Below are 12,360 nucleotides of genomic sequence, written 5' to 3'. Positions count from 1 at the left end.
TGGGGGAAATCATGAATCCTGAAATATTCGTAGAGTTGTTCCGAGACGCACTTTGGATGGTATTAATCATGGTCTGCGCCATTATTATTCCTAGCCTGCTGATCGGTTTGGTCGTGGCTATCTTCCAAGCGGCGACCTCTATCAACGAACAAACATTGAGTTTCCTGCCGCGTTTGATCGTGACCTTATTGGCCTTGATGCTGTTTGCACACTGGATGACTCAGATGATGATGGAGTTCTTTTTTGAACTCATCGAACGCTTGCCTCAAGTTCTGTATTAAATCGATATGGAATACCCAACGAGCCTTGTACTAGAGTGGTTAGCCAATTATTTTTGGCCCTACACTCGCATCTCAGCCATGCTGATGGTGATGACGGTCACCGGCGCACGCTTTGTGTCGCCGCGTATTCGTCTGTATTTAGGTTTGGCGATTACCTTCGCAGTGATGCCTGCGATTCCCGCTGTTCCGAAAGAGATTGAGCTGCTCTCTTTCCGAGGTTTCCTAACCGTCTTTGAGCAAATCGTGATTGGCGTGGCGATGGGCTTTGTCACTCAGTTCATGATTCAAACCTTCGTTATGCTCGGCCAGATACTCGGTATGCAATCGAGCTTGGGCTTCGCCTCTATGGTCGACCCTGCAAACGGTCAGAACACGCCAGTACTTGGACAGCTCTTTATGCTACTTGCGACCATGTTCTTCTTGGCGACCGATGGTCACTTGAAGATGTTGCAGCTAGTGGTATTCAGTTTTAAAACTTTACCGATTGGCAGTGGTTCTCTGACCTCTGTTGATTTTAGAGAACTCGCATTGTGGCTCGGCATCATGTTCAAAACGGCATTGGCTATGTCACTGTCGGGAATTATTGCGCTGCTGACGATTAACTTGTCGTTTGGTGTAATGACGCGTGCAGCACCTCAGCTAAACATCTTTTCTTTGGGTTTTGCATTTGCGCTACTCGTGGGTCTGTTACTTTGTTGGTACATCCTTGGTGGCTTGTATAGTCACTATGAGCTGTTCTGGATGCAAGGCGAGCAACAGATATGTCGTCTAATCCGGTTAGATTGCTAGGAGACTGAAATGGCAGAGTCAGACGGTCAAGAACGCACAGAAGACGCCACGCCCAGACGCTTGCAACAGGCCAAAGAGAAAGGGCAGGTTGCAAGGTCAAAAGAGCTAGCGTCAGCGTCGGTACTTATTGTCGGTGCGATTGCATTGATGTGGTTTGGCGAATCAATGGCGAAGGCTTTGTTCGAGGCCATGCAGCGTCTGTTCTCTTTAAGTCGCGACGAAATCTTTGACACCAATAAGCTGCTGGAAATCGCTGGTGGCGCACTGGTGAACTTGTTGTTTCCGCTGTTCTTAATTCTCATCACCTTGTTTGTTGCGGCTGTTATTGGCGCTGCAGGTGTAGGCGGGATTAACTTTTCGATGCAAGCTGCGATGCCCAAGGCGTCTAAGCTCAATCCTCTGAGTGGTATCAAGCGTATGTTTGGCCTACAAAGCTGGGTTGAACTGCTCAAATCTATTTTGAAAGTAGCCCTTGTGTCGGGCATGGCGATTTATCTAATTCAAGCTTCTCAACATGACTTAATGCAGCTGAGTATGGATGTGTATCCGCAGAACATTTTCCATGCCTTGGATATCTTGCTTAACTTCATTCTGTTGATCAGTTGTTCTCTGCTGATTGTGGTGGCTATCGATATCCCATTCCAGATCTGGCAACACGCCGATCAGTTGAAGATGACAAAGCAAGAAGTGAAAGACGAATTTAAAGACACTGAAGGTAAACCTGAGGTGAAAGGTCGAATTCGTATGTTGCAAAGGGAAGCGGCTCAGCGTCGAATGATGGCTGATGTACCTCAAGCGGACGTGATCGTCACTAACCCGGAGCACTTCTCGGTGGCTTTACGCTATAAGCAGAACCAAGATAAGGCGCCAATTGTGGTCGCCAAAGGTGTGGACCACATGGCAATGAAGATTCGTGAAATTGCCCGTGAAAATGACATCTATATCGTTCCAGCACCGCCATTGGCGAGGGCGCTTTATCACACCACTGAGCTCGAACAACAAATTCCTGACGGTCTGTTTACAGCGGTTGCCCAAGTACTCGCCTATGTTTTTCAACTGAAACAGTATCGAAAGCGTGGGGGAGAGAGGCCAAAACTTCAAGATTCTAATATGCCGATCCCACCTGATTTACGTCATTAGATCAATTGCTTGAGCTCAGCGTGATGAACCCTGATAATAGGGGGGCAGCTATTGCTCTTTTCTAAGAGGTGATGGCGATAATTTGACGTAAGATGTTGGTACAGTGTTTGCTATATCAATTCCGAACATAATAACGGGTTCATTATTACTCCTGTGTATTATCAACCTGTGCATTATAAACCTGTTTTTTATTAAACATAGCAACATAGCTTAGATCTGAGCCTCAATAAGCTTGGTGAGATAGCTACAACATAGCGAACCAGTCTAGATTTATGAAATTCTCCCTGCCTTTTGCGGACAAGTTACCGAAAATCCCTAACCGTGCCATGCCTGCGATTGGTGCGCCTGTTATGGTACTTGCAACGCTTGCTATGGTGGTGTTGCCCATTCCTGCGTTCTTGCTGGATATGTTCTTCACCTTCAATATTGCATTGTCTATGGTTGTGTTACTGGTTTCAGTTTATACCCGCAGACCTTTGGATTTCGCCGCGTTCCCGACAGTCCTTCTGATTGCGACATTACTTCGATTAGCCTTGAACGTTGCTTCGACACGTGTGGTTTTACTGCATGGTCACGAAGGTGGCGACGCGGCTGGTAACGTGATTGAAGCCTTTGGTAATGTGGTTATCGGTGGTAACTACGCGGTAGGTCTAGTGGTGTTCTTGATTCTGATGATCATCAACTTCATGGTTGTAACCAAAGGTGCAGGCCGTATCTCGGAAGTCAGTGCGCGTTTCACTTTGGACGCCTTACCGGGTAAACAGATGGCAATCGATGCCGACTTGAACGCAGGTTTGATCGACCAAGATCAGGCGCGTCTGAGACGTTTTGAAGTGACCAAAGAAGCCGACTTCTACGGTTCGATGGACGGTGCGTCTAAGTTTGTTAAAGGCGATGCGATCGCTGGTATCCTAATCTTATTCATCAACATCATTGGTGGCTTGAGCATTGGTATGGCTCAGTTTGACCTTGGTTTTGGCGAAGCAATCGAAATCTATACGCTACTGACTATCGGTGATGGTCTGGTTGCACAAATCCCATCGCTATTACTTTCTATCGCTGCCGCGATGATGGTAACGCGTCAAAATACCGATGAAGACATGGGGCAACAGCTTGTCTTCCAGATGTTCGACAACCCAAAAGCCCTGATGATCACTGCCGCTATCCTTGGCATCATGGGTATTGTTCCGGGCATGCCGCACTTCTCATTCTTAAGCTTAGCTATTGTTGCGGGTGCGAGTGCGTACTACATCGATAAGAAACAGAAGAAGAAGGCTCTGGAGCCAAACCTTCCCGCGGCAGTTGAAGCCAGCGGAGAAACAGGTTCTCAGAAAGAGCTTTCTTGGGATGATGTTCAACCCGTTGATACCATTGGCCTAGAAGTCGGTTACCGCTTGATTCCATTGGTAGACAGAGACCAAGGTGGTGAATTGCTTGAGCGCGTTAAAGGTGTGCGTAAGAAGCTGTCTCAAGACTTTGGTTTCTTGATTCCTGCGGTACATATCCGAGATAACCTAGAGCTGACGCCAAATAGCTATCGAATCACTTTGATGGGGGTTGCGGTAGGTGAGGCTGAGATTAAGCCAGATATGGAGCTCGCGATTAATCCGGGCCAAGTGTACGGAATGATTGATGGTGAACCGACGATCGACCCAGCATTTGGGTTAGAAGCGGTATGGATTCGTGAAGAGCAGCGTGAACATGCACAAGCTCTCGGCTACACGGTTGTAGATTCATCGACCGTGCTGGCAACACACCTCAGCCAATTGCTTACCAACAACGCATCGCAGTTGATTGGTCACGAAGAAGTTCAGAACCTGCTTGAGATGCTTAGCCGTTCAACACCTAAATTGGTGGAAGGCTTTGTACCGGATCAGTTACCACTGGGTGTGGTGGTGAAAGTTCTGCAGAACCTACTCAATGAAGCCATTCCAATTCGTGATATTCGAACAATAGTCCAAACTTTGTCGGAGTATTCAGGTAAGAGTCAAGAACCTGACATACTAACGGCGGCTGTTCGTATCTCATTGAAACGACTAATTGTTCAGGAAATCAATGGTATAGAACCAGAATTGCCAGTTATAACCTTGATCCCTGAGCTGGAACAAATCTTGCATCAAACCATGCAGGCATCCGGCGGAGAATCTGCTGGTATTGAACCTGGTTTAGCCGAACGTTTACAGACCTCCCTCAGTCATGCCACACAAGAGCAAGAGCTGAAAGGTGAGCCAGCGGTGTTACTGACTTCTGGTGTATTGCGTTCCACTCTGGCTAAGTTCGTGAAAAACACGATCCCAAGCTTGAGAGTATTATCTTACCAAGAGATACCGGACGAAAAGCAGATACGCATAGTACAAGCTGTTGGTAATTAAGCCGCCTAATTAGAACGGACGATCGAATTGAAAATTAAACGATTTTTTGCAAAAGATATGCGAACTGCGCTGCTCCAAGTGAAAGAAGAACTTGGTTCGGAAGCGGTGATCATGTCTAACAAAAAGGTCGCAGGTGGCGTGGAAATTGTTGCCGCTATTGATGGCGAATCCAGCCCATCGACAGCGCCTCAGAGACTCAATAAACCTCAGCAGCCTGCACCAAGCCAATACACGCAGATGGCCGCTCCTGCTGCACCATCAGGGCGTCGTCAGCTAGACGATGACAAGGTTAGCCTTCAGTCGAATGCTGAAGGTGGTCGCTCAATGACTAAACGCTTTGCCAACATGCTTAAGCAGTACAGTCATGGTGCAGACGACGAGCCACAACATCGTGCTGAAAACGAAGATTCGTTGTCAGCCCTACTGAATCGCCAATCAGGCAACAGTCACTTGTCACAAAATAATCAGCAATCGAGCGGTAACCTCGATTCTGCATTTGCGCGTGAAACGGGTTTGTCCAAACTGATTGCTGAAGACCGTCGAGTTGAGCGCCCAACTCCTCGTCTGGATCCTACTCGCTATGATCGCGGCCGTGAGAATACTCAGTCCAAAGGTTCAGATACTGAAATGGAAACGATGCGCGAAGAGATGACCTCGATTCGTCGTCTTTTAGAGCATCAAGTGTCTGGATTAATGTGGCAAGAAGTTGAGCGTCGTGAACCCCTCAGAGCCATGCTTATCAAACGCCTTGAACGTATGGGGGTTTCGGCTGAGCTTGCGGATCAAATGGCTTGCTACATTCCGGAAGATACCAAACCAGCTCGAGCTTGGAAGGCGTTGTTGGCTCTGGTTGCTGACCAAATCTCTGTGACACAAAAAGATATTTTAAAACGCGGCGGTATTGTGGCTTTACTTGGCCCTACCGGCGTAGGTAAAACAACGACGGTTGCAAAGCTCGCAGCACGTGCTGCCATGGAATATGGCGCCGACAATGTTGCACTAGTGACAACTGATACATATCGCATAGGTGCACATGAGCAGTTATCGATTTATGGTCGAATTATGGGTTGTCCTGTAAGAGTTGCTAAAGATTCTAGTGAATTGGCCGATGTAATATATCAGTTACGTAATCGCCGCCTAATTCTGGTCGATACTGCAGGCATGGGACAACGAGATGTTCGCCTATCTGAGCAGTTAGACACACTGATGCAAGAGAGTGGTTCCGTTATTAATAGTTACCTTGTGTTGCCTGCAACCGCGCAGCGCAAAGTGCTACAAGAAACAATTGAACACTTTAGAAGAATCCCGTTGTCGGGGTGCATCATGACTAAGCTGGATGAATCCCTAAGTCTAGGTGAATTCATCAGTGTCGTAATACAAAATGCATTACCAGTTGCTTACATAGCAAATGGTCAACGAGTTCCTGAAGATATCGTTATAGCTCAGCCAAAGTACATGATTGCTAAGGCCAATGAGTTGTTAGAAAAATCTACAGAGAATGAACCTCATTACTGGAACAGCGATTCTGAAGGGCTCTAGGCGGCGGATAAATATGAACGAAAATATGATACATGATCAAGCTAGCGGCCTCCGTCGCTTAACCAAGCCTTCACTCACAAAAGTTATTGCTGTAACGGGTGGTAAAGGCGGCGTTGGTAAATCTAACGTGACCTTAGGCATGGCTATTTGTATGGCTCGCCAAGGTAAAAAAGTCATGGTACTGGATGCCGATTTAGGCCTTGCGAACGTCGACATCATGCTGGGAATTCGTTCTAAACGAAACCTTGGACATGTGTTGGCAGGTGAATGTGAACTTAAGGATGCGATTGTCGAAGGTCCGCACGGAATTAAAATTATTCCAGCGACTTCAGGCACACAGAGCATGACGGAATTATCACACGCACAACACGCGGGCTTGATTCGAGCATTTGGTTCGCTTGAAGACGAGATGGATATCTTGTTAGTTGATACCGCTGCGGGTATCTCGGACATGGTGATTAGCTTCTCAAGAGCAGCGCAAGATGTCGTGGTTGTGGTTTGTGATGAACCCACCTCAATCACTGATGCATATGCGTTGATTAAGCTTTTGAGCAGAGAACATCAGGTTCAGCGATTCAAAGTTGTTGCAAATATGGTCAGAAGCTACCGCGAAGGCCGAGAATTATTTGCAAAGTTGACTTTGGTCACAGAGCGCTTCTTGAATGTGAGCCTCGAACTCGTAGCATGTATTCCTTTAGATGATAAAGTACGTCAATCAGTCAAGAGACAGAAGATCGTAGTCGATGCGTTCCCTCGCTCTCCAGCTGCATTGGCAATCAGCTCTTTGGCTAACAAAGCATTGACCTGGCCAATACCAAAAACACCAAGCGGACACTTGGAGTTCTTTGTTGAAAGGCTGCTGAATCGTACTGAATTTGTAGAGGAACCATTTGGTGAATAAAGCGCTTACTTACGACCAACACGCTAATCACAATAGCCAACAGGCTTTTTTTGAGAAGTACTCTGTGTTGGTTAAACGTATCGCTCATCACTTGTTGGGGCGATTACCGCCTAATGTATTGGTTGATGACTTGATTCAAGCTGGCATGATCGGCTTGATTGAAGCGCAACAAAACTATGATGGTACCAAAGGCGCAAGCTTTGAGACGTATGCTGGTATTCGAATTCGCGGAGCAATGTTAGATGACATTCGCCGAGGAGATTGGGTGCCGAGATCGGTTCATAAAAACAATCGAGAAATCAGTAGTGCAATCGCGGAATTAGAGGGCACACTCAACCGCGACCCAAGCGATGCCGAAGTGGCAAAGCACATGGGACTCAGTTTAGAGCAGTACCACAGTGCTTTAACTGACATTAATTGCTCAAGACTGGTTGGGATCGAAGATTTAGGCGTTTCAGATGATGTAATATCTCCGAACGAAGACTCTCAAGATAACGCGCCTTTTCAAGGGGTTGCTGATGAGTCATTCCGCCAAGCTTTGATCGATTCAATAAAACAACTTCCAGAAAGAGAGGGCCTAGTCCTATCTCTTTACTATGACGAAGAACTCAATTTAAAAGAGATTGGGGAAGTATTAGGTGTCAGCGAATCTCGTGTCAGCCAGATATTGAGCCAATCTATGCAGCGTCTGCGCACTAAATTAAGTGCTTGGACACAGAACGACTAACAACACTGATTTTTATTCAGTGGAGGCTAATTTGAACAAAAACATGAAAATTCTCATTGTTGATGATTTTTCAACGATGCGCCGAATTGTTAAAAACCTACTTCGCGACTTAGGTTTCAACAACACTCAAGAAGCAGATGATGGCTTGACCGCGTTACCTATGCTGAAAAAAGGCGAATTTGATTTCGTGGTAACTGACTGGAACATGCCGGGCATGCAAGGTATTGACCTGCTTAAACACATTCGCGCAGACGCAGAACTTAAGCACCTTCCAGTGCTTATGATCACAGCTGAAGCGAAGCGTGAGCAGATCATCGAAGCAGCGCAAGCGGGCGTTAATGGTTACATTGTGAAGCCTTTCACTGCCGCAACTCTGAAAGAGAAACTAGATAAGATTTTTGAGCGCTTATAAGCACTCATAATAACCTGTTTTAGGCGCTTCTAGAGGGACATTAACTTTTCAGTTTCCCGTTTATCTCTATAGCTGAAGCGTCACAAAATATGCGGAGTAAGGCCGAACTCAGGATGATTTCATTAGAACAAGCAAAAAAATTAGTAGAGCTGCTTGAGAACGATGAGCAGCAAGATGCTGATTCTCTTGTAAGAAGCATTTATGAAGATAACTTTCGTCTTCAAGACAATCCAATGCTTCAAGAAATAGGAAGTCTGACACGCGACCTCCATGACTCTTTGACTCAATTTAATTTCGATGAGCGCATCAGCGTTATCGCAAATGACGAAATCCCTGACGCAAGGGATCGCCTTCAGTATGTCATTGATAAAACGGAAGTTGCGGCAAACAAGACGATGGACGCAGTTGATCGCTGTATGCCAATTGCAGACAACCTACACGAGTGTTTACTTCAAGTAAGGCCTCAATGGAATGAACTGATGCATGGCCGCATTGAGCTGGCAAAATTTAAAGCTTTATGTCACCGCATTGATGGATTGCTTGTCCAAGTAGAAGGCGATAGTACTGAACTACGTGGACAACTGACTGAAATCTTGATGGCTCAGGATTTCCAAGATTTAACTGGGCAGATAATTAGCAAAGTTATCACCTTGGTGAATGAGGTAGAAGGACGTTTGGTCGAGATTCTCACGGTATTCGGTGCGAATCAAACAGAGCCAACTCCAGAGTCAGAGAAGAAAGCATCTATTGCGCCTGAAGGTCCAATAATGAACCCAGAAGAGCGCGAAGACGCTGTTGCATCTCAAGATGAAGTCGACGATTTGTTATCCAGTCTTGGATTTTAAAGGTAACGTATGAGCTACGATTTAGACGAAGATATTCTTCAGGACTTTTTAGTCGAAGCAGGAGAGATCCTTGAACTTCTATCAGAGCAACTGGTAGAGCTTGAGAATAACCCTGACGACAAAGACCTATTAAATGCTATTTTCCGTGGTTTCCATACAGTAAAAGGTGGTGCTGGTTTCCTAGCATTGACTGAGCTGGTGGATACTTGTCATGGTGCTGAGAATGTATTCGACATTCTAAGAAACGGCCAACGCAGCGTAACATCAGGTTTGATGGATACCATGCTGCAGGCGCTAGATACAGTTAATGTACAGTTTCGAGCCGTGCAAGATCAGGAACCTCTAGTACCAGCTGACCAATCTCTATTGGATGAGCTTCATCGTCTCTGCAAACCAGAGTCTGCTGATGAAGTTACACCAGTAGAAGCACCAGCACCTGTTATCCCTGAACCTATTGTTGCAGCGCCTGAGCCTGTTACAGCTCCGGAACCTACTGTTGAAAGCGCAAGCATCAGCGCGTCTTCTGTTGATGATATCTCTGAAGACGAGTTTGAACGCCTACTTGATGAACTTCATGGTAAAGGTGGTTCACCAACATCGGCTTCTGCACCCACACCGCCGCCAGCTCCAGCTGCACCTCAGCCTGTCGCAGACAGCGGTGATATTACTGACGACGAATTTGAAAAGTTATTAGATGAATTGCACGGTGCAGGTAAGAGCCCGACTGCGGCAAGTTCAACGCCTCCTCCACCGCCAGCTCCTCCTGCAGCACCTGTTTCGGCGATGTCTGAAGGCGATGATCTGATGACGGACGAAGAGTTCGAGAAGTTACTAGACCAACTGCATGGTTCAGGTAACGGGCCTTCAATTGAAGAGCTTGATGCCGCGACTAAGCCTGCAGAAGTTAAGCCTGCGCCAGTTGCACCACAAGCTGCGCCTGCAGCCCCGATTGCGGTTAAAGCTGAACCGAAGCCGAGCGCTCCAGCAAAAGCTGAAGTGAAAGCGCCAGCGAAGAAGCAACAAGCTGAAGCAACCGTTCGTGTCGATACATCAACACTCGATACCATCATGAACATGGTAGGAGAATTGGTATTGGTTCGTAACCGACTTGTCAGCCTTGGCTTAAACAGCAACGACGAAGAAATGTCGAAAGCTGTTTCTAACTTAGATGTTGTTACTGCAGACCTACAAGGTGCGGTAATGAAGACTCGTATGCAGCCGATCAAGAAAGTATTTGGTCGCTTCCCACGAGTTGTCCGTGACCTTGCTCGTAGCTTGAAGAAAGACATTGTTCTTGAGATGCGCGGTGAAGAGACGGACCTTGATAAAAACTTAGTTGAAGCACTTGCAGATCCCCTGATTCACTTGGTGAGAAACTCTGTCGACCACGGTATTGAAATGCCGGAAGATCGTGTTGCTGCCGGTAAATCGAGAACGGGTAAAGTGATTCTGTCTGCCTCTCAAGAAGGCGATCACATTGAGCTGGCTATCGTTGATGACGGTGGCGGTATGGACCCAGATAAGCTTCGCTCTATCGCGGTTAAACGTGGTCTGATGGATGAAGACGCCGCGTCTCGCTTATCAAACAAAGAGTGTTTCAACCTAATCTTCGCTCCTGGCTTCTCAAGCAAAGAGCAGATCTCTGATATCTCTGGCCGTGGTGTAGGCATGGATGTTGTGAAAACAGCGATCAACACACTGAATGGCTCAATTGATATCGATTCAGAGATGGGACAGGGCACTAAGATCACGATCAAGGTTCCACTGACGCTAGCGATTCTACCTACCTTGATGGTCGGTGTTGCGGGTCACCCATTTGCATTGCCACTGGCATCTGTAAACGAGATCTTCCACCTAGATTTAAGCCGCACTAACGTGGTTGATGGTCAACTGACTATCATCGTTCGTGACAAGTCTATTCCGTTGTTCTACTTGCAAAACTGGCTTGCGCCTAAAGCGGGTATTGTTGAACTACGCAAAGGACACGGCCATGTTGTTATCGTACAACTGGGTAGTCAACGTGTTGGTTTTGTTGTCGATACGCTTATCGGTCAAGAAGAAGTAGTCATCAAGCCACTTGATAAACTATTGCAAGGCACGCCAGGAATGGCAGGCGCGACAATCACAAGTGACGGACACATTGCATTGATTCTAGATGTGCCGGACTTGTTGAAGCAGTACGCAGCTGCGTCAAGAATTTAATTTAAGGATAAATATGGCGATTAAAGTATTAGTCGTTGATGATTCGAGCTTTTTTCGTCGTCGCGTTAGCGAGATCATCAACTCAGAGGCTCGCCTAGAAGTCATCGATGTAGCAGTAAACGGCAAAGAAGCGGTCGAGAAAGCAAAGAAGCTAAGACCTGACGTGATTACGATGGACATCGAAATGCCCGTCATGGACGGCATCACAGCCGTTCGTGAAATTATGGCTGCGTCTCCAACGCCTATTTTGATGTTTTCATCGTTAACGCATGACGGTGCGAAAGCAACGTTAGATGCGTTAGACGCCGGTGCTCTGGATTTCTTACCTAAGAAGTTTGAAGACATCGCTCGTAACCGTGATGACGCAGTCGCATTGCTTCAACAGCGTGTGATTCAGATTGCCGCTAAGCGTGCATTCATGCGTCGTACACCTGTTGCACCGCGAGCTACTGCAACGACTTCAACATCAGCGCCATTACGCCAACCGATGTCAGCAGCGACTTCGGCTGCTACTTCATCTGCGAAGCCTGCGGTTGCATCAGCAGCTAAGTTTAGAGCTTCGGGTAAGAAGTATCAGCTAACGGCAATTGGTACATCGACTGGTGGTCCGGTTGCACTGCAGAAGATTTTGACCCGTATCCCTGCCAACTATCCACATCCGATTGTGTTAGTTCAGCATATGCCTGCAACCTTCACTGCTGCTTTTGCTAGCCGATTGAATACCTTGTGTAAGATTGAAGTGCGTGAAGCTCAAGATGGTGATGTGTTGAAGCCTGGTGTGGCTTATCTTGCGCCGGGTGGCAAACAGATGATGGTTGATGGGCGCCCTGGTTCTGCTCGCTTAAGAATTATCGATGGCGGCGACCGCATGAACTACAAACCATGTGTGGATGTAACATTCGGCTCTGCTGCGAAGATCTACGGCGATAAAGTCTTGTCTATGATCCTGACCGGTATGGGCGCAGATGGTCGAGAAGGTTCGCGTATGTTGAAGACTGCGGGCTCGACAATTTGGGCACAAGACGAAGATAGCTGTGTTGTATATGGTATGCCTCAAGCTGTAGCAAAAGCTGGCATTTCTACTGAAGACCTACCTCTAGACCGCATCGCGGAAAGGATCTTGGTTGAAGTTGGGTTAGCTTAGGTAAATCG

General features: G+C 46.9%; 11 protein-coding genes. All 11 read left to right on the top strand.

The annotated features are described in order from the left end of the window. The first annotated feature begins 11 nt into the window (after positions 1–11). The 11 genes from fliQ to L1D22_RS01165 all read left to right on the top strand — a co-directional run bounded on the left by fliQ (position 12) and on the right by L1D22_RS01165 (position 12,352). Entirely contained in the window at positions 12–281 is a 270-nt protein-coding gene (gene fliQ, locus L1D22_RS01215; protein ID WP_004739854.1) for a flagellar biosynthesis protein FliQ, read from the top strand. Positions 282–287: 6 nt separating this feature from the next. Next, a complete protein-coding gene (gene fliR, locus L1D22_RS01210) occupies positions 288–1,070 on the top strand; it encodes a flagellar biosynthetic protein FliR (protein WP_176681804.1) in 783 nt (260 codons plus the stop codon). Positions 1,071–1,079: 9 nt separating this feature from the next. Beyond that, entirely contained in the window at positions 1,080–2,210 is a 1,131-nt protein-coding gene (flhB, locus tag L1D22_RS01205) for a flagellar biosynthesis protein FlhB (protein ID WP_017631767.1), read from the top strand. A 272-nt stretch (positions 2,211–2,482) separates the two neighbouring features. Continuing rightward, complete coding sequence (flhA, locus tag L1D22_RS01200; RefSeq protein WP_239828444.1) at positions 2,483–4,582, top strand: flagellar biosynthesis protein FlhA; 2,100 nt, start codon at positions 2,483–2,485, stop codon at positions 4,580–4,582. Between the two features lie 27 nt (positions 4,583–4,609). After that, positions 4,610–6,121 (top strand): flagellar biosynthesis protein FlhF, encoded by a 1,512-nt coding sequence (gene flhF / locus L1D22_RS01195; protein ID WP_239828443.1) that lies wholly within the window; start codon positions 4,610–4,612, stop codon positions 6,119–6,121. 13 nt (positions 6,122–6,134) lie between these two features. Further along, positions 6,135–7,022, top strand: coding sequence for a MinD/ParA family protein (locus tag L1D22_RS01190; protein ID WP_017631764.1), 888 nt, complete (start codon positions 6,135–6,137; stop codon positions 7,020–7,022). Continuing rightward, positions 7,015–7,749: an RNA polymerase sigma factor FliA gene (locus L1D22_RS01185; protein ID WP_017631763.1), complete on the top strand. Its 735-nt coding sequence runs from the start codon at positions 7,015–7,017 to the stop codon at positions 7,747–7,749. Before L1D22_RS01190 ends, L1D22_RS01185 begins: the two co-directional genes overlap by 8 nt. Positions 7,750–7,792: 43 nt before the next feature. Continuing rightward, positions 7,793–8,161, top strand: coding sequence for a chemotaxis response regulator CheY (cheY, locus tag L1D22_RS01180; RefSeq protein ID WP_008218307.1), 369 nt, complete (start codon positions 7,793–7,795; stop codon positions 8,159–8,161). Between the two features lie 113 nt (positions 8,162–8,274). Continuing rightward, positions 8,275–9,006, top strand: coding sequence for a protein phosphatase CheZ (locus L1D22_RS01175; RefSeq protein WP_239828442.1), 732 nt, complete (start codon positions 8,275–8,277; stop codon positions 9,004–9,006). A 9-nt stretch (positions 9,007–9,015) separates the two neighbouring features. After that, positions 9,016–11,208, top strand: coding sequence for a chemotaxis protein CheA (locus L1D22_RS01170; protein WP_239828441.1), 2,193 nt, complete (start codon positions 9,016–9,018; stop codon positions 11,206–11,208). A 13-nt stretch (positions 11,209–11,221) separates the two neighbouring features. Continuing rightward, positions 11,222–12,352, top strand: a complete 1,131-nt coding sequence (locus tag L1D22_RS01165) for a chemotaxis response regulator protein-glutamate methylesterase (protein WP_239828440.1) — start codon at positions 11,222–11,224, stop codon at positions 12,350–12,352. Positions 12,353–12,360 lie beyond the last annotated feature (8 nt).

Origin of the sequence: Vibrio sp. Isolate34, assembly GCF_022397915.1 — a bacterium.
Lineage (GTDB): Bacteria > Pseudomonadota > Gammaproteobacteria > Enterobacterales > Vibrionaceae > Vibrio.
Note: the sequence above shows the minus strand (reverse complement) of the source record. Positions and strands in the feature narration are given on the sequence as shown.